8 protein-coding genes are annotated in these 19,794 nt (G+C 74.2%); all 8 read right to left on the reverse strand.

What is annotated here, in order from left to right:
- Positions 1-39: 39 nt before the first annotated feature.
- Entirely contained in the window at positions 40-1,008 is a 969-nt protein-coding gene (locus AOJ26_RS34730) for a TauD/TfdA family dioxygenase (protein WP_078960143.1), read from the reverse strand.
- The gene (locus AOJ26_RS34735) at positions 1,005-1,778 is read right to left on the reverse strand and encodes a 4'-phosphopantetheinyl transferase family protein (protein ID WP_053852349.1); all 774 of its coding nucleotides are present in this window, start codon (positions 1,776-1,778) and stop codon (positions 1,005-1,007) included. Before AOJ26_RS34735 ends, AOJ26_RS34730 begins: the two co-directional genes overlap by 4 nt.
- A gap of 45 nt (positions 1,779-1,823) precedes the next feature.
- Complete coding sequence (locus tag AOJ26_RS34740; protein WP_053852350.1) at positions 1,824-2,777, reverse strand: TauD/TfdA family dioxygenase; 954 nt, start codon at positions 2,775-2,777, stop codon at positions 1,824-1,826.
- A 4-nt stretch (positions 2,778-2,781) separates the two neighbouring features.
- Entirely contained in the window at positions 2,782-3,555 is a 774-nt protein-coding gene (locus AOJ26_RS34745) for a thioesterase II family protein (RefSeq protein WP_053852351.1), read from the reverse strand.
- Complete coding sequence (locus AOJ26_RS34750; RefSeq protein WP_053852352.1) at positions 3,524-4,798, reverse strand: MFS transporter; 1,275 nt, start codon at positions 4,796-4,798, stop codon at positions 3,524-3,526. The genes AOJ26_RS34745 and AOJ26_RS34750 overlap by 32 nt, the downstream gene beginning before the upstream one ends.
- Positions 4,795-5,712, reverse strand: coding sequence for an ornithine carbamoyltransferase (locus AOJ26_RS34755; RefSeq protein WP_053852353.1), 918 nt, complete (start codon positions 5,710-5,712; stop codon positions 4,795-4,797). The genes AOJ26_RS34750 and AOJ26_RS34755 overlap by 4 nt, the downstream gene beginning before the upstream one ends.
- Before the next feature lie 40 nt (positions 5,713-5,752).
- Positions 5,753-16,513, reverse strand: a complete 10,761-nt coding sequence (locus AOJ26_RS34760; RefSeq protein WP_053852354.1) for a non-ribosomal peptide synthetase — start codon at positions 16,511-16,513, stop codon at positions 5,753-5,755.
- On the reverse strand, positions 16,510-19,794 hold a 3,285-nt coding region (locus AOJ26_RS34765; RefSeq protein WP_143663581.1), incomplete at its 5' end, for a non-ribosomal peptide synthetase. The genes AOJ26_RS34760 and AOJ26_RS34765, both read right to left, overlap by 4 nt.

Consider the following 19,794-nt stretch of genomic DNA (forward strand, 5'->3'; position numbering starts at 1 on the left):
ACTTGGGGGGCGACCAACCGTCGTTCGGGCACAAAAAAATCAGGCCGCGGGGTCGTACACCTCCGCCATCGCGACCGCGATCTTCCGCGGGCCGGTGAACGGCTCACGGCCGTGGGCGGCCAGCATGTTGTCGACGATCAGGACGTCGTCGCGCTGCCAGTCGAAGCGGGTGGTCGCCGAGCGGTAGGCGGCGCGCAGATGGGCCACGGTCTCGTCGGGGATCCGGCCGCCGTCACCGTAGTAGGTGTTGGTGGGCAGGTCCTCGTCGTCGAAGATCTCCCGCAGCCCCTCCTGGACCTCCGGGGCCAGCGAGGTGACATGCCAGAAGGTGGCGTGGTTGAACCACACCTCCTCGCCGGAGCCGGGGTGGGTGTGCACCACGGGCCGGATGGCCGTCGTACGCAGACCGCCCTCGGCCCGCCACTCGGCGGTGATGCCCTTGGCCCGGCAGTACCCCACGACCGCGTCCCGGTCGGTGGTGTTGAACGCCTCCTGCCACGGCACCCCGAAGTCGGCGTGGAAGTTGCGCACCACCCGCCAGCCGCCGCGCCGCACGAACTCCTCGCGCACCGCCGGATCGATGGCCCGGTACACCTCGCGGATGTCGGCGAGCGGGGTCGCGCCCTGGGTGAGGGCCGGCTCGATGCAGTAGAAGTACAGGGTGTTGGGCCAGACGGCCTGGTAGGAGTTCTCGTTGTGCAGGAAGATCTCCTCGTCGGCCGGGTAGTCCGTGGACGTGTAGACCTGGCCCTTGATGGTGGAGCGCGGCGAGGAGCGTTCGGCGTAGGTCAGCGGGGCGCTGCCGGAGAAGCCGCGCACCACTCCGTCGAAGCCGTCGACGCCGCCGACCTCGAAGCCGCGCAGCAGGATCGCGCCGCGTTCGCCGAGGACCGCGCGGAGCTTGTCGCGGTGCTCGCGGATGTAGTCGTGCACCGAAGTGCCCGGCTCGGCCGTGTACGCGACGGCGGTCGTGTCCCCGACGGCGGTCGTGTCCTCGATGGCGGTCATGGGACCAGTACCTCTCTCGTCCGTGTCTCCTCTGCCAGGTCCTGGTCGTAGCGCCGGAACACCACCGGCCCGGTGGCGCCCGCCTCCCGGGCCAGGGCCGCGAACACCCCGTCGACCACCGGCAGGTCCTCGACCACCCAGCTGTCCGGGCCGGTGGGCTCGGTGTGGGCGACCAGGACCGGGCCGTCCTTCGCGGGCTGTACGTCGACCTCGCTGAGGTCGGTGATGATGCCGACGCCGACCGCCTTGACCACGGCCTCCTTGCGGGTCCAGCAGCGGAAGAAGGCGTGGGTGCGGGCGGGGCCGCCGGGCGCGGACAGGATGTGGGCGAGCTCGGAGGCGCTCATCACGAACCGGGACGCGCCCTCCACGTCCAGGGTGCGGTCGTCCTCCAGGTCGACGCCCACCTGGTGGCCGACGACCACGGCCAGCAGCCAGTGCGGGCCGGAGCGCGAGAGGTTGAAGTCCAGTTCGGTGGGCGGCCAGTCGATCCGGGGCCGGCCGTGCTCGGGGTGGGCGCAGCGCGGGCACGGGCGGCGGCCGAGGACCACCTCGCGCGGGGGCACGCCGAGGTAGCCGGAGAGCACCCGGCGCACGGCCGCGTGGGCCGCCGCGTACCGTGCCGCGGCCGGTTCCGGCAGTCGCCGGACCATCGCGGCCTCGTCGTCCGACAGCAGGTCGGTGGCGCCGGGGGCGAGCGTGTCGGGCGCCCGCCCCCGCCAGATGTGGACCGCGTCGTGGTCCCTGAGCTGTTCGTATGCGGCGGTCATCGCCTCAGTCCGTTCGTCGGTGGGTCGAGCGTCGGCGGCCGGGGATCAGTCCGACATCGCCACGAGGACCCGGCGGTCCCCTGTGAAGGGGCGGCGGCCGTGGGCGAGCAGGATGTTGTCGATCAGCAGCAGGTCGCCGGTGCGCCAGTCGACGTCCACGGCGTGCTCCAGGCCGCGGTCGCGGATCTGCACGACGTACTCGGCGGGGATGGGGCTGCCGTCGGCGAAGGTGACGTTCTGCGGCAGGTCGTCCTCGGGCAGGATCTGCGCGAGCGCGGCGGCGGTGTCGTCGCCGAGCCCGGCCGGGTGCCACTGGTCGGCCTGGTTGAACCAGGTCTCGGTGCCGGTGACCGGGTGCCGGGTGGTGGCCGGCCGGACCGAGGTGACCCGGATGCCGCCGTCGGCCTTCCACTGCCACTCGGCGCCGGTCGGGTCGAGGAAGGCCTCGACCTCCTCGCGGCTGGTGGTCTCGAAGGTGTCCTGCCAGCTCTTGCCGAGGCCGTAGCCGTCGTGCAGGTTCTGCACGTACCGCACCCCGCCGGCGAAGGCCGCGCGGACCTCGTCGTCCAGGGAGTCCAGCCACAGCTCGGCGTCGACGGCCGGGGTGGCGCCGCCGCTGCCCGGCTGGATCTGGCAGTAGAAGGCGAGCCGGGCCGGCCAGGCGTGGGCGTAGCTCATCTCGTTGTGCATCGAGATGGTGAACTCCTGCGGGTACTCCGTGGAGGTGTAGACGTTGCTGCCGACCTTGGTGCGCGGGGAGTTGCCGTGCACGTAGGCGAGGCGGTTGGGCAGCAGCAGGTCGAGGACCTCGTCCAGGCGGTCGGGGGTGACCCCGAAGCCGCGGAAGACCAGGCCCTTCTCCTGGGTGAGCAGCCGGGCGAGCTCGTCCGGGCCCATCTCCCGGAGCCGGGCGAGGAGTTCGTCGGCGCCGCCGACGCCCTCGGACTCGAGGTCCAGCGGCGTCCAGATGGTCTCGCGGGTCGTGTCGCGGGTCGTCATGGGGTCATGCCTCCAGGTCCTTGGTGAGGTCGGCGACCAGTTCGGCCTCCCGCTGGGCGAGGTAGAAGTGGTCGCCCGGGTAGGTGCGCAGGGCGAAGCCGGCCGTGTGGGTCAGATCGGCCCAGGCCAGTACGTCGTCGGGGTCGCAGCCCGGGTCCTCGGTGCCGAGGTGCGCGGTGATCGGGGCCCGGGTGCGGCGGGGCGGGGACGCGGGCCGGTAGTTCTCGATGAGGCGGTAGTCGGATCGCAGGGCCGGCAGCAGCAGTTCGCGCAGCTCCGGGATGTCGTAGACCTCGGAGCCGAACGAGCCCAGCCTCCGTACGCCGGCCACGAGTTCGTCGTCGCCGCGCAGGTGCAGCCCGGTGGGGCGGGCGCGGTGCGGGGCGGAGCGTGCGGACACGAACAGGTGCCGGGGCACGACCCCGTGCCGCTCCTCCAGCCGCAGCGCGGTCTCGTAGGCGACGGAGGACCCCATGCTGTGCCCGAACAGGGCGAGGGGCCGGTCCAGCAGGGGCAGCAGGGCCGCGGTGACGGCGTCGACCAGGGTGGTCATGTCCTCGGCGCAGGGCTCGGCCAGCCGCTCCTGCCGGCCGGGGTAGCGGACGGCGACCAGCTCCACGTCGTCGGGAAGGCGGGCGGGCCAGGTGTGGAAGAGCTGGGCGTTGCCGCCGGCGTGGGGGAAGCAGACGAGGCGCAGGCGGGCGGCGCGCCTCGGGGGGTGGCGGCGCAGCCAGGGGTCCTCGCGCTCAGTGGTCGCGGTCCTTGTCGGTCGCTTCATCCGTCAGCTCTCCCTTCAGATCCGGTGCCAGTGCGGCGAGTACGGCCAGCGCGGCCATCGCGCCGGCGATCGTGCGTACGGTGGGCAGGGCGCCCCACGCGGCGAGGAGCAGGCCGCCGGCGAGGGAGCCGACGGCGTTGGTGCCGGAGCCGATCAGGCCCGCGGCGGCGGCCACCCGGCCCTGGAGGGCGTCCGGCGTGGTGCGGACCTGGTAGACGGCGGCGGCCACGTTGAAGACCGCGCCGACGAAACCGGTCCCGGCGTACAGGGCGCCCAGGGCCACCGGGCTGCCGGTGAGCCCCATCGCCCCGATGAGCAGGGCCCAGGACAGTGCGCCGGCGATGAGCAGCGTGCGCTGCCGCGGGATCCGGCGCTGGATCCGGCCTCCCGCCAGCGCCCCGCACAGTCCGCCGACCCCGCCGATGCCGACCACGACGGCGAGGGTCTGGGAGGGCAGCCCGGCCTCCTTGATCCGCAGGACCAGGGCGAGCGCGAGCATCTGGAACAGCACGTTGGTGGCGGCGACGTATCCGAGGGCGGACCGCAGGAACCGCTGCCGCCACAGCCACCGCAGCCCTTCGGCGACCTCAGCGGCGAGCCGGGAGGAACGGTGGGTGCCGTCGGGCCGCTGCTCCTGGAACGGCTTGCGGATCAGCAGCAGGCTCACCGCCGAGACCAGGTAGCCCACCGCCCCGAAGGCGAAGGGCAGCGCGCGCCCCGCCGACTGGAGCAGCACCCCGGCGGGCTGGCCCAGCAGGCCCGCCGCCCGGCCCCGGGCCTCGTTCTGGGCGAGGGCGGCGGGCAGTTGGGAGGCCGGGACCAGGTTGCGCACGGCACCGCGTTCGGCGAGCCGGTAGAACACGGCGAGGGACGCCTCCGTGAAGGCCACGGCCGCCAGGTGCGTCACCGACAGCCGGCCCGCCGCGAGGGACAGGGCCACGCTGCCGACCGCCGCGATCCGGCCCGCCTCGCAGCCCAGCATCACCCGCCGCCGGTCCCACCGGTCCACGACCGCCCCGGCCGGCAACTGCACCAGCAGCAGCGGCAGCAGCGCGGCCGTGGAGACCACCGACATGGCCAGCGGCGACCCGGTGTGCCACAGCACGATCAGCGGGTACGCCACCGAGGTGACCCGGGTGGCCAGGAACGACAGGCTCGCCCCCGACCACAGCAGCAGGAAGTCGCGGTTGCGGCGCAGCGGCGGGTCGGCCGCCACCGCACCGGCGGCCTCGGTCAGGGTCATGTCCTGCACCACTCCAGGACCGCCATCGCGCTGTGCATCTTGTTCTCGGCCTGGTCGAAGGCGATGCTCGCGGGCCCGTCCAGGACCTCGGCGGTGACCTCGTCGCCGCGGTGCGCGGGCAGGTCGTGCATGAACACGGCCTTCGGGCTGCTCTCCCACAGCGCCGAGGTCACCTGGAACGGCGCGAACAGCGTCCGCCAGTCCGGGTCGGGCTTGCTGGTGCCGGTGGTCTGCCAGCGGGTGGTGTACACGACGTCGACGTCGGCCGGCAGGTCCGCCATGTCGTGCCGCTCACGGAACACCGAGCCGTACCGGGCGGCCTGCTCGGCGGCACGCTCGCGGAACCGCTGTGCCAGGCCGTACCCCGCCGGGGTGCGCAGTTCCAGCTCGGCGCCCGGGAAGCGGGTCAGCGCGAGCGCCAGCGCCGACGCGGTGTTGTTGCCCTCCCCGACGTAGAGCAGCCGCAGGCCCTCGACGCGGCCGAACTGCCGGTGCAGCGTGGTCAGATCGGTGAGCGCCTGGGTGGGGTGCTCGTCGGCGGACATCGCGTTGACGACGGCCATCCGCTCCTGGGCGGCCCAGGCCCGCATCTCGGCGGGGTCGCCCGCGGTGCGGGCGACCAGCACGTCGAGCATCCGGGACATGACCCGTCCGGTGTCCTCGCTGGTCTCCCCGGTGTTGAGCTGGAGGTCGCCGGGGCCGTAGGTGACGAGCTGGGCGCCGAGCCGCAGCGCGCCGCTGGAGAAGGCGGTGCGGGTGCGGGTGGAGGTCTTGCTGAAGTAGACGCCCACCACGTCCCCGGCGAGCGGGGCGGGGCGGCCCGCGGTGCCGGCCGAGAAGGCTGCACCACGTTCCACGAGGGCGTGCAGGTCGGTGTCGGTGAGGTCGTCGATCGAGATCAGATGCCGTGTCACGAGTTCCTCCTGAGGTCAGCGGTGGGAGAGGGGCCGCGGGTCATGCCCGCTCCTCGTCGGTGACGACCGGGGCGAGGACGGCCGGCAGCCCGTCCGCGTCGCCCGCGGAGCGCCAGTCGCCGGCCAGCCGCCCCTGCCCGAACGTGCCGTCCTGGCGGCCCAGCTCTGCGGTGAGGTGCTTGACGACGGCCTTGCCGGAGTCGGCGTTGGTCAGCGCCACGAAGCCGGTCCCGGCGTGCAGGCGGCTGATCGCCATGTTCCAGTAGCCGGTGGGCTCGCCCCCGTGGCCGAACTCCAGGTCGTCGCCGCTGTCGTCGACGATCGTGCCCAGCCCGTAGAAGGTGCCGGTCTCGCCCGCAAGCAGCTCCCTGGCCAGGGCCTGCGGGACGAGCGCGCCCGGGGCGCCGAGCAGCGCGTCGCGCACGGCCAGGGTGAACCGGGCGGCGTCGGCCGCCGTCGTCCACAGGCCCGCCGCCGCGAGGTGGGCCCGGCGGCGCCAGCCGTCCTTGAGGGGGGTGCCGTGGGCGTCGTGACCGAGCGCCACGGGCAGGCCCGCGGTGTGCGGGTGGTCCTGGTCGAAGCTGGTGTCGGCGAGGCCGAGCGGGTCCAGGACCAGGCGCCGCATCAGCGGTTCGAAGGCCTCGCCGGTGGCGTCCTGGAGGACCTGCTGGAGCACCCAGTAGTGCGTGCTGCTCTTGCGGAACACCTCTCCCGGCGGCAGTTCGCGCCGCACCCTCGGCGTGTTGACCGGCGGCCTGCCCTCCAGCAGGTCGAGGAGCGTGGGCAGCTCCTCGCCGGGCCGGAAGCCGACGCTGCGGTGCCGGGCGAGCCCGGCGCGGTGCCCGAGCAGGTGCCGTACGGTGACCGGGCCCGGGGCCCGCGGGTCGTCGGCGAGCTGCCAGCCGGTGAGGTACGCCGAGATGTCCGTGTCGAGGTCCAGGACCCCGTCGTCCACCAGGCGCAGCACGCCGAGCGCGGTCACGTGCTTGCTGATCGAGCCGACCTGGAAGAGGGTCCGCGTGGACACGGGCACCTCCGTGCCCGCGGCGAGCACCCCGTGCCCTTCCACGGCCACGACCTTGCCGTCGTGGATGACGGCGAGGGCGGCACCGGGGACGTGGTGGTCGGCCATGACGGCGTCGATGCCCTCGATGACGGGTGCCCGCGGCGGGAGCAGTGCGGCGACCTCGGCGGCCGCCTCGCCGCCGGCCTGGGCGAGCAGCCGGGACAGCAGTTCGGCGGGCACCTCGACGGTGGCGGGTGCCGCGGCCTCCGGCACCTCCACCGGCGCCTCGACCGTCGGCGTCTCGACCGCCGGCGTCTCGGGGGCCGCGTCCTTCATGTCCTCGTCCACCGCGGCCGCCAGCTCGAACAACGTGTCGTGCTGGTACATCCGGTAGATCGAGACGGCGAGCCCCGCCGCGCGGGCCGCGGCCAGCACCTTGATCATCAGCAGGGAGTGCCCGCCGAGGTCGAAGAAGCGGTCGTGGACGCCGATCTGCTCGACGCCGAGGACCTCGCTCCAGATGGCCGCGAGGGCCTTCTCGGTCGGGGTGCGCGGCGGCACGTGGTCGGTGCCCGTGCGCAGGTCGCCGCGGTCGGGGGCGGGCAGGGCGCGCCGGTCGACCTTGCCGTTGGCGTTCAGCGGCAGGGCGTCCAGGGCGATGAAGGCGGCGGGGACCATGTAGTCGGGGAGCCGCAGCGCGCAGTGCGCGGCGAGGTCCTCCGGTGCGGCCCCGGCGCCGGTCCAGTACGCCACCAGGCGCCGGTCCCCCGGCACCGGCTCGTGCACGGAGACGTACGCCTCGCGCACCGCCGGGTGTCCGGTCAGCACCGACTGGATCTCGCCGAGCTCGACGCGGTAGCCGCGGATCTTGACCTGGTCGTCGATGCGGCCGAGGAACTCGACGTTCCCGTCGTCCAGTTGGCGGACCAGGTCGCCGGTCCGGTACAGGCGGCCGGGACCGAAGGGGTCCGGCAGGAACCGTTCCGCCGTCAGGTCCGGCCGGCCCGCGTAACCGCGAGCCACCCCGGTACCGCCGACGTACAGCTCCCCGGCCACCCCGACCGGCACCGGCCGCATCGCCGAGTCCAGCACGTACACCCGCATGTTCGGCAGCGGGCGCCCGATCGGGACGACCTCGCGGCCGACCGGTCCGGTGACCGGGAAGACCGTGGAGCCGACGGAGGCCTCCGTGGGGCCGTACTCGTTGATCAGGCGGCCCGGTCCGAGGATGTCCAGCGAACGGTCCGCGGTGGTCCCCGGCAGGGCCTCGCCCGCGACGACGGTCACCGCGGCCAGCTCGTCGGCCTGCTCGGTGGTGAGCTGTTCGGCGAGCAGGTCGAGGTGGCCCGGGGTCAGCTTGACGAAGCTGTAGGGGGCTCCGGCCAGCAGGGCGCGGCCCAGGTCGGCCGGAGCGGTGTCCTGCGCGACCGTGAAGACCCGCTGGCCGGTGACCAGGGGGCCCCACAGGTTGGGGACGATCAGGTCGAAGGCGACCGAGGAGAACATCGGCGCGCCGCCGGTCCCCCGGGCGGCCAGCTCCCGGGCCGCCCAGGCCACGTGGTTGACCAGGCCCCGGTGCGGCACCTCGACGCCCTTGGGGACGCCGGTCGAACCGGAGGTGAAGATGACGTAGGCCAGCGCGTCGAGGTCGTCCCGGCGGGCGGGGGCCTCACCGGGCATCCCCTCACCGGCCATCGCCGCGGACAGCACCTCCGTGCCGGCGAACCGGTCCGCGTACTCCTCGGAGGTCACCGCCACCCGGGCGCCGGCGGTCCGTACGATCGCGGCGACCCGCTCGGCCGGGTAGGAGGGGTCGACCGGCACGTAGGCGCCGCCCGCCTTCCACACCGCGAGCAGCGCGGCGATCAGGTCGGGTCCCCGGTCGAGCTGGACCGCCACCCGGGCCTCGGCGTCGACGCCCCGGGCCCGCAGGGCGTGCGCCAGCCGGTTGGCGCGGGCGTCGAGTTCGGCGTACGACAGGGTCCGGTCGCCCAGGGTGACGGCGGGCGCGTCCGGGACCCGGGCGGCCTGTGTCTCGAAGAGGCGGAGCACGTCCGCGGTCCCGGCCTCGTGGGCGGTGTCGTTCCACTCGACGAGCTGGCGGTGCAGTTCGTCGTCGGACAGCGGGACCGCGCGGGCGTCACCGGACGGGTCCTTGGTCATCGCGTCCAGGACGGCCGTGTACAGCGCGGTCAGGCGGTCGGCGTTCGGCCGGGACAGGGCGTGGGTGTGGGTGGTCATCAGGAGATACCCGGAGACCGCGGAGACCGCCAGGTCGAACTCGGTGGCGCCCTCACCCGAGCTGGCGTCCAGGTCGACGCGGTCGGTGTCGACGTGGTCGAAGTCCTGGTAGCTGAAGCGGACGTCGAGCAGGCGCTCCAGGCCGGCGTCGTGCTGGATCGCCGGCATCGGGTAGCGGCGGTGCTCCCACATGCCGGCCTCGTGGGCGAAGACCTCGCGGACGAGCTCCTCCCAGGTGCGGTCGCGGTCGGCGTCGAAGGCGAACGGCAGGGTGTTGAGGTACATGCCGTAGACCCGGTCGGCGCCCGGTGCCTCGGGGCGGGCGCTGAAGACCAGCCCGGAGTGGAAGCGGTCCTCCTCGGTGAGCAGGCTCAGCGTCTTGAGGTGGGCGGCGAGCAGCACGCTCTTGATCGAGACGCGGGCCCGGGCGGCCAGGGCGCGCAGCCCGGCGTCGAAGGGCTTGAGGGCGACCGCGACCCGGTAGCGCTCGCGCTCGGCGGTGCGGTCGCCGGCCCATGCGGACGGGAGGGAGAAGCGGGCGTGCCCTTCGGTGACGCCCTGCCAGTGGCCGCGGTCGGTCGCCGATTCCAGTGACCGCAGTTCGGCGGCGACGAAGTCCGCGTACCGCACCTGCGGTGCCGCCACGGTGACCCGTTCGCCGCCGTCGCGGACGCGCCGGTACTCGTCCAGCAGCTCCATCAGCAGCGCGCGGTGGCTCCAGCCCTCGGTGATGGCGTGGCAGACGGTCAGTCCGAGCCGCCAGCCGTCGTCCTCGACGTGCGCGGTCATGCGCAGCAGCGGGGCGTGCTCCAGGTCGAAGAGGTCGGCGCGCTCGGCGGCGAGGAAGGTCCGGACGGCGGTGTCGAGCGCGGCCTGGTCCAGGCCCCGCAGGTCGTGGACGGCGACCGGGATCTCCGCGTCCGCGTGCACCACCTGGAGCGGCTGCGAGTAGCCGTCGAGGTGGAAGGAGGTGCGCAGCATCTCGTGCCGGGCGGCGACCGTGACGGCCGCGGCGCGCAGGGCGTCCGCGGAGAACGGCACGGACTCGCTGATCCGGAACGACGACACGTTGTGGTAGGCGTGCCGGTCGTCGGCCAGCATCTCCAGCACCATGCCGAGCTGCACCTGCGTCAGCGGGTAGGCGTCCACGGCGTCGGCCGGCAGTGCGGCCCGGTCCCCGTCGCCGATCAGCGCGAACCGCTCGACGGGCACGTCCACTTCGGTGCGTGCCGGGCGCCCGGTGAGGTACTCGGCGAGCTCGGCGACCGTGCGGTGCTCGAAGACGTCCCGGACCCCGATGTCGAACCCGGCCGAGCGCAGGGCCCCGACCAGGGCCACGGCCCGGATGGAGTGTCCGCCGATCTCGAAGAACCCGTCCTCGACACCGACCCGCTCCAGGCCGAGCACCTGCGCCCACACCTCGGCGATGCGCTCCTCGGTCACCGTCCGCGGGGCGGTGTACCCGTCGTCGGCGGCCTCGGCGGTGTCGGGGGCGGGCAGGGCGCGCCGGTCGACCTTGCCGTTGGCGTTCAGCGGCAGCGCCGGAAGGGGGAGCAGGGCGGCCGGGACCATGTACTCGGGCAGCCGGTCGCCCAGGTGCGCCCGTACGGCGTCGGGGGCGGCGGCCTCGGCGGGGGCGTAGTAGGCGGCGAGCTCACCGTCGTACGTCGTCACGAACGCCTCGCGGACGGCGGGGTGCCCGGTGAGGACGGCCTGGATCTCGCCGAGTTCGATCCGGTAGCCGCGGATCTTGACCTGGTCGTCGATGCGGCCGAGGAACTCCACGTTGCCGTCGTCCAGTTGGCGGACCAGGTCGCCGGTCCGGTACAGGCGGCCGGGACCGAAGGGGTCCGGCAGGAACCGTTCCGCCGTCAGGTCCGGCCGGCCCGCGTACCCGCGCGCCACCCCGGTACCGCCGACGTACAGCTCCCCGGCCACCCCGACCGGCACCGGCCGCATCGCCGAGTCCAGCACGTACACCCGCATGTTCGGCAGCGGGCGCCCGATCGGCAGGACGTCGGGGGCGCAGTCGTCCGGGACCGGGAAGACGGTCGATCCGACGGACGCCTCGGTGGGGCCGTACTCGTTGATCAGACGGGTTCCCGGAGCGAGGGTGCGCCAGCGTTCCAGGGTGGCGCGGGTGAAGGCCTCGCCCGCCACCACCAGCACCGGGGCCAGGGCGGCCGCCTGGTCGGCGGTGAGCTGCTGGGCCAGCACGTCCAGGTGTCCCGGGGTCAGCTTGACGAAGCTGAACGGGCCCGCGGCGGCGAGGTGTTCGCCCAGGTCGGCCATGTCGACGTCCTGGCCGACGGTGTGCACCGCCTGGCCGGTGACCAGCGGTGCCCACAGGTTGGGGACGACCAGGTCGAAGGCGACCGAGGAGAACAGCGGGGCGCCGCCGGTGCCGTGCGGGGCGAGTTCGCGGGCCGCCCAGGCGACGTGGTTGACCAGGCCCCGATGGGTGACCTCGACGCCCTTGGGGACGCCGGTCGAGCCGGAGGTGAAGATGACGTACGCCAGCGTGTCCAGGTCGTCGCGGCGGGCCGGGGCCTCGTCGGGCCGTCCCGTGAGGTCCGGGAGTGCGGTGAGCGTGGCCACGGCGGCGGACGCCTCGCGCATCGCGTCGACACGGGCGGCCGGATAGGACGGGTCCACAGGTACGTAGGCGCCGCCCGCCTTCCACACCGCGAGCAACGCGGTCAGCAGGTCGGGGCCGCGGTCCAGCTGGACGAGGACACGGGACTCGGGCGTGACGCCCCGCTCGCGCAGGTGGTGCGCCAACTGATTGGCACGGGCGTCCAGTTCGCCGTACGACAGGGAGCCGCCGGCGTGCCGTACCGCCGCCGCCCGCGGCGTGCGGGCCGCCTGTGCCTCGAAGAGCTGGAGGACGGAGGAGGTCTCCGCCTCGTGGGCGGTGTCGTTCCACTCGGCGAGCCGGCGCTCGCGCTCGCCCTCCGGCAGGAAGGTGGCGCGGGCGTCGCCCTCGGGGTCGTCGGCCATCGCTTCCAGGACCTGTCGCAGCATCTGCGCGAGGCGGTCCGTGCCGGTGCGGCTCAGGGCGCGCGGGGAGGCGGTCAGGACGAGGTGGCCGACACGGGCGGAGACGCCGAGCGGGAACTCGGTGGGGCTGTCGTCGATGCTGGCCAGGTAGTCGACCTGGGCGCGGTCGACCTGGTCGAAGTCGTGGTAGCTGAACCGCATGTCGATCAGCCGCTCGCCGTCGGCGAGTTCGCGCTGGATGACCGGCATCGGGTAGGTGCGGTGCGGCCACAGCTCGACCTCGCGGGCGAACACCGAGGCCACCAGCTCGCGCCAGGTGCCGGCCGCCGTGCGGTCGTGGGCGAAGGGCAGCGTGTTGAGGTGCATGCCGTAGACGCGGTCGGCGCCGAGGACCTCGGGCCGGGCGTTGCAGACCAGCCCGGAGAAGAAGCGGTCCTCCTCGGTGAGCATGCTCAGCGTCTTGAGGTGAGCCGCGTGCAGCACGCTCTTGAGGGAGGCGCCCGCCGTGGCGGCCAGGGCGCGCAGGCGGTCCTCCAGGTCGTGGAAGGGGACCGGGACGCGGTAGGGGGCGCCGGTGTCGTCCGGGGCTCCGCGCCAGGGCGCGGGCACGGTGAGCCGGGCGTACCCGTCGACGACGGACTGCCAGTAGGCGCGGGAGTCCTCGGCGTCGAGGACCTCCAGTTCGGCGGCGACGAAGTCGGCGAACCGCACGGCCGGGCGCTCCGGCTCCACCGCGTCGGCGCCGTCCACCAGCCGGTCGTACTCCTGGAGCACCTCCATGAGCAGCGAGTGGTGGCTCCAGCCGTCGAGGATCGCGTGGCACTCGGTGTTGGTGATCCACCAACTGCCGTCGCCGGCGGTGTGCGCGTGCAGCCGCAGCAGCGGCGGGGTCGCCAGGTCGAAGAGGCGGGCCCGCTCCTGCTCGGTGAACTCCCGCAGGGAGGCGAGGAGTTCGTCCTGGCCGAGATGGGACAGGTCGCGGGCGTCGACCGGCATCTCGGCCTCGGCGTGGACCAGTTGGAGCGGGACGGAGTAGCCGGTGAGGTCGAAGGAGGTGCGCAGGGCCTCGTGCCGGGCGACGACCCGCGCGGCGGCCGCCCGCAGCGCCTCCAGGGAGAAGGGGCGCTCGTCACGGATCCGGAAGGAGGTGACGTTGTGGTACGGGTGCTTGCCGTCGTCGGTGAGCATCTCGACGACCATGCCGAGCTGCACCTGGGACAGCGGGTAGGCGTCCACCAGGCCCTCGGCCGGGAGCTTCGCCCGGTCCGCGTCGCCGATCAGGGCGTACGGCTCGACGGTGCGGTCGGCGTCGGCGGGGGCCGGGCGCCCGGTGACCAGTTCGGCGATCCGGGCGACCGTGCGGTGCTCGAAGACGTCCCGCACGGCGAGGTCGTAGCCGATCGCGCGCAGCCGTCCGACCAGGGTGACCGCGCGGATGGAGTGGCCGCCCAGCTCGAAGAACCCGTCCTCGACGCCGACCCGCTCCAGGCCCAGCACGTCCGCCCAGACCTCGGCGACCCGCTCCTCGGCGACCGTGCGCGGGGCGACGAAGGCGGCGCCGCCGAGGGCGTCCTGGCCGGGGGCGGGCAGGGCCCGCTTGTCGAGCTTGCCGTTGGTGGTCAGCGGCAGCGCGTCCAGGGCGACGAAGGCGGCCGGGACCATGTACTCGGGCAGCCGGGCGGCCAGGTGGGAGCGGAGCGTGCCGGGCTCGGGCGCGGTGTCCGCGGCCGGGGTCACCCATGCGACCAGGCGCTTGTCGCCCGGGGTGTCCTCGCGCACCAGGACGACGGCGTCCCGGACGTCGGGGTGGGCGGCCAGCGCGGTCTCGATCTCGCCGAGCTCGATGCGGAAGCCGCGGATCTTGACCTGGTCGTCCATCCGGCCCAGGAACTCCAGGCTGCCGTCGGGCAGCCGGCGCGCCAGGTCGCCGCTCTTGTAGAGCCGGGAGCCGGGCGGGCCGTACGGGTCGGGGACGAACCGTTCGGCGGTCAGGCGCGGCCGGTTGAGGTAGCCGCGGGCCACACCGGGCCCGGCCACGTACATCTCGCCGGGCACGCCGACCGGGACCGGGCGGGCGTGCGCGTCCAGCAGGTACACCCTGAGGTCGGCCAGCGGGTGGCCGACGGGGTTGCCGGCCCGCGGGTCGAGGTCCGCCTCCGTGATGCGGTGGAAGGTGGTGTGGACGGTGGTCTCGGTGATCCCGTACATGTTGACCAGGGCCACCCGGTCCAGGCCGAACCGCTCGGCGAACGGCCGCAGTTCGGAGACCTCCAGCTTCTCGCCCGCGAAGACGACCGCGCGCAGCGACAACGCGGCGTCGGTGTCCACCAGCGAACGGAACGCGGTCGGCGTCTGGTTGAGGACGGTGACCTGCTCCCGGACCAGCAGGTCCAGGAACTCCTCCGGCGACCGCGTCACGGCCTGCGGTACGACGACCAGGCGGCCGCCGAACAGCAGCGCGCCCCACATCTCCCACACCGAGACGTCGAAGGCGTAGCTGTGGAACAGCGGCCACACGTCGGTCTCGGCGAAGGCGTAGTGCTCGTGGCCGCGCGCCAGGAGGCGGGCGACGTTGGCGTGGGTGAGGGCGACGCCCTTGGGGCGACCGGTGGAGCCGGAGGTGTAGATCGTGTAGATCAGGTTCTCGGGGCTGCCCGGGACGCCGGGGTCGGTGCCGGGCTGCTCGTCGAGCGCGTCCCGGTCCAGGAGCAGCAGGTCCACGTCGAACAGGTGGGCGTGGTCCGAGACGGTGACGACCACCGGGGCCTGGGCGTCCTCGACGATGTAGGCGATGCGGTCGGCCGGGTTGGCCGGGTCCAGCGGGAGGTAGCCGGCACCGGACTTGAGGATGCCGAGGAGGGCGGGGATCAGCTCGATGCCCCGCTCCAGGCTCAGGCCGACCAGGGTCTCCGGGCCGACGCCCTTGGCGATCAGGGCGTGCGCGACCCGGTTGGCGCGGGCGTCCAGCTCGGCGTAGGTGAGGTGGGTGCCCTCGAAGGACAGGGCGGTGCGGTGCGGGGTGCGGGCGGCCTGCTCGGCGAACACCTCGTGCACGCGCCGGGTCACCGGGGTCTGCTCGCGCGGCGGGCCGAGCAGGACGGCCCGCTCCTGCTCGCCCAGGATCTCCAGGGCGGACAGCGGGGCCTCGGGGGCGTCGGCGACCGCGTGCAGCAGCCGGACCAGGTGGCCGGCGAGGCGCTCGACCGTCGTGCGGTCGAACAGGGCGGTGGCGTACTCCAGGTGGCCGCCGAGCGAGCCGTCGGCGCCCTCGCGGACCTGGAGGTCGAGGTCGAACTTGGCGACCCGGCCGGAGCCGGCGAAGGGCTCAGCGTCGACGCCGGGCAGGTCGAAGGCGGCGCCGCGGTCGCCGTGCAGGGTGAAGGCGACCTGGAACAGGGGCGTGCGGGACAGGTCGCGCTCGGGCGCGAGGGCCTCGACGACCTGGGCGAAGGCCACGTCCTGGTGGTCGTAGGCGTCCAGGACCGTGGCGCGGGTGCGGGACAGCAGGCCGGTGAAGGACGGGTCGCCGGCGAGGTCGCCGCGCATCACCAGGCTGTTGATGCCGTAGCCGATGAGCTGCTGGAGCTCGGGGCGGCCGCGGCCTGAGACCACGGTGCCCACCGCGATGTCGGTGCGTCCGGTGTGCCGGGACAGCAGGGTCTGCCAGGCGGCCAGGAACAGCATGAACAGGGTGCTGTCCCGGTCGGCGGCCAACTGCCGCAGGCGGGCGGCGAGAGGGCCGGGCACCTCGAAGGGGACCGCGTCCCCGGCGCCGTCGCGGACCGGCGGGCGGGGCCGGTCGGTGGGCAGCTCCAGCGGGGGCAGGTCGGCCAGCGCGTCCTGCCAGTGGCCGAGGTGCCGGGCGACGACCTCCTCGGTCATCGTCGTGCGCTGCCAGGCCGCGTAGTCGGCGTACTGCACGGCGAGCGGGGCCGGGACGGCGCCCGTGTACAGCTCGCTCAGTTCCTGGCCGAAGACCTGGGCGGACCAGGCGTCGCAGGCGATGTGGTGGAAGACGACCGCGAGGACGTGCTCGTCGTCGCCGACCCGGACGAGGCGGCCGCGCACGGGCCAGTCGCGGGCCAGGTCGAAGGTGCGGGCCAGGTCGGCCTCGACGAGGGCCCGCACCCCGGCGTCGTCGGCGGCCGTGGAGTGCGCGAGGGGCAGCGGCCGCGGCGGGTCGACGACCTGCACGGGCTCGTCGCCGGCCAGTGCGTAGCGGGTGCGCAGGATCTCGTGCCGGTCGACGACCCCCTGCCAGGCCCGTTCCAGCGCCTCGGTGTCCAGGGCGCCGCGCAGCCGCAGCACCAGCGGCACCAGGTACTCCGGGCTGTCCGGCTCCAGCCGGCTGAGGAACCACATCTGCTGCTGTCCGTACGACAGCGGCAGCGGGGCGGTGCGGTCGGCGCGGGGTATCCCCGCGCGGCGCGGGGCGGCGGCGCCGCGGCCCGCGAGACGGCGCCTCAGCAACTCCGCGCGCAGCGCGTCGGCCTCGGTACCGGAACCACCGTCGCCGCCCGTCACGACGGGCCTCTCCATTTCCCCGGTGCTCATGCCTGCTGCTCCTCGGTGTGCGATGCGGTGTGGGGGCGGACGGTGGTTTGCGGTGCGCCGCCGGTCGCGGGGGCTCCTGCGGTCGCGGCGGCCTCGGACAGCAGTTCGCCGTCGGTCAGCGCCGCCACCTCGGCCATGACCCGTTCCGTGACCGTCGCGGCGAGCCGGCCGATCGTGGGGCCCTCGAAGACCGTGCGGACGGCGAAGTCGATGCCGAACTCCTGCTGGATGCGGGAGATGAGCCGGATCGCGAGGATCGAGTTGCCCCCGATGTGGAAGAAGTTGTCGTGCGCGGAGGCCTGTACGCCGAGCAGTTCGGTCCAGATCTCGGCGATCCGCTCCTCGACGGGCCCGTCCGGCGCCACGTGCGCGGGACCGTCCTCACGGCGGCCCGGTTCGGGCAGGGCCCGCCGGTCGACCTTGCCGTTGGCGTTGACCGGGATCGCGTCGAGCGCGGTGAAGGTCGCCGGGATCATGTACTCCGGCAGCCTGGCCGCGAGATGGGCGGCGAGGTCGGGCAGTCCGGTGCCGGACGCGGCCGGAACGGCGTAGCAGGCCAGGGCCGGTTCGCCGCCCTCGGGACGGTGGACGACGACCACGGCCTCCCGGATCTGCGGGTGCTCCTCCACGACGGCCCGGATCTCGCCGGGTTCCACGCGGTAGCCGCGGATCTTGACCTGGTCGTCGAGCCGGCCGAGGAAGGCCACGTTCCCGTCCGGCAGCCGCCGCACCAGGTCCCCGGTGCGGTACAGGCGGGCGCCCGCGGCGCCGTACGGGTCGGGCACGAACCGCTCGGCCGTCAGCTCGGGCCGGCCGGCGTACCCGCGGGCCACGCCCGTCCCGCCGACGTACAGTTCGCCCGCGACACCGACCGGGACCGGCTCCAGGGCCGGGTCGAGGACGTACATGGTCATGCCGGGCAGCGGGCGGCCGATGGGCAGGACGTCGGGGACGGGTTCGGCCTCGTCCTGCGGCACCGGGAAGACGGAGGTGCCGACGGAGGCCTCGGTGGGGCCGTACTCGTTGAGGAGCAGCATGTCGGGGGCGAGCTCCCGCCAGCGCTCCAGCGCGGCCCGGGTGAACGGCTCGCCCGCCACCACCGTGAGCGGGGTCAGCGAGCCCGCCTGCGCCGGTGACAACTGGTGGGCGAGGATGTCGAGATGGCCCGGGGTCAGCTTGAGGAAGCTGAAGGGGGCCGCCTCCGACAGCCGCTTGCCGAGCTCCGACATGTCGGTGTCCTGCGGCAGCAGGAACAGCCGCTGGCCGGTGACCAGAGGCGCCCACAGGTTGGGGACGACCAGGTCGAAGGCGACCGAGGAGAACAGCGCGGCACCGCCGTAGTCCCGGCCGGCGAGGTCCCGCGCGGCCCACGCCACATGGTTGGCCAGGCCCCGCTGGGTGACCTCGACGCCCTTGGGGACACCGGTCGAGCCGGAGGTGAAGATCACGTAGGCGAGCCGGTCCGGGTCCCGGTCCCGCGCGGGCGCGGTCGCGGGCCGTACGGCGATCTCGGCGGCGTCGGTGTCGAGCCGCAGCACACGCAGGCCGTCCACGCCGGTGAAGCGCTGCTCGTACGCCGACGAGGTGACCGCCGTGCGCACCCCGGCCGCCCGGCACATCGCGGTGACGCGCTCCGCCGGGTAGGACGGGTCGACCGGCACGTAGGCGCCGCCCGCCTTCCACACCGCGAGCAGGGCGGTGACCAGTTCGGGGCCGCGGTCCAGCAGGACGGCGACCCGGCGCTCGGCGCCCACGCACAGGGTGCGCAGCTGCTGGGCGAGACGGTTGGCGGCGGTGTCCAGCTCGCCGTAGGAGACGATCCGTTCGCCGAAGGCGAGGGCGGTGCGGTCGGGCCGGCTGCGGGCCTGCTCCTCGAAGTGTTCGAGGACGGTGCGCTCGTCGGGCTGCCAGGCGGTGTCCTTCCAGCCGTCGAGGAGCTGCCGGCGCTCCTGCTCGCCGAGCAGGTCGAGGGCGCCGAGCGGGGTGTCCGGGCGCGCGGCGACCTGGTCGAGCAGAGTGAGGAAGTGGCCCGCCATGCGTTCGGCGGTGCTCCGGTCGAACAGCGAGGTGGCGTACTCCAGGACGCCGTCCAGGGCGCCCTCGGGGGTCTGCCGCATGAACAGCGACAGGTCGGTCTTGGCGACCTGCCACGCCTCGGTGAACGCGGCCAGGTCGGCGTCCTGGGTGACGACACTGGTCACGCCCTCGCTGTGCAGGTCGAAGGCGACCTGGTAGAGCGGGGTGCGGGACAGGTCGCGCTCCGGCTGGAGCTCGTCGACCAGCCGCTCGAAGGGCAGTTCCTGGTGGACGAAGGCGGCGCGGGCCGCTTCCCTGACCCTGACCAGGGCCTCGGCGAAGCCCAGGTCCGGGGTCAGACCGCAGCGCACGACCAGGGAGTTGAGGAAGAAGCCGACCATGTGCTCGGTCTCGGGCCGGGTGCGGCCCGCCACCGGGGTGCCGACGGGCACGTCCCAGCGGCCGCTCCAGCGGGCCACGAGGGTGGCGTACGCGGTCAGCAGCGTCATGAACGGCGTGGCCCCGTGCCCGCGGCCCAGCTCGGTCAGGGCGGCGGCGGTCCGCTCCGGGACCCTGAGCGGTACGACGGCGCCGTGCGGGTCGCGGACCGCGGGGCGGGGCCGGTCGGCGGGCAGCTCCACCGGCTCGACGCCGTCGAGGGCGGTCCGCCAGTGCGCGAGCTCCCCCTCGACGAACTCCTCGGTGAGCCGGGCATGCTGCCAGGTGCCGTAGTCGGCGTACTGGAGCTCCAGGGCGGGCAGTCCGGGCGCGCGCCCCTGCGTGCGGGCCGCGCACAGCTCGCGCAGCTCCCGCTCCAGGACGACCGTCGACCAGCCGTCGCACGTGATGTGGTGCAGGGTCAGCAGCAGCAGGTGGTCCTCGCCGGGCAACCGAACCAGCAGGGCACGCCACAGCGGCCCCTCGGCCAGGTCGAAGCCCTGGGCGAACTGCTCGGCGAACAGCCCGGACACCTCGTCCCGGCCGGCGTCCTCGACCCGCAGCTCGACCCCGGCGGCTCCGGGGGCGTCGATCACCTGCCGCACCTCACCGCCCTCGGCGAGATAGCGGGTGCGCAGCGGTTCGTGGCGGGCGGCCAGCGCGTCCAGGGCGGCGGCCACGTCGGCCGGGTCGAGCCCGGCGGGCAGCCGCAGGAAGAGCGGCGCGACCCATTCGGGGCTGCCGGGGTGCATCCGGTCCAGGAACCACAGGCGGCGCTGGCCGGAGGAGAGGGGGAGGGCGCCGGTGCGGGCGACGGGGAGGACGGG

It is taken from the genome of Streptomyces sp. NRRL B-24085 (assembly GCF_001282115.1).
GTDB lineage: Bacteria > Actinomycetota > Actinomycetes > Streptomycetales > Streptomycetaceae > Streptomyces.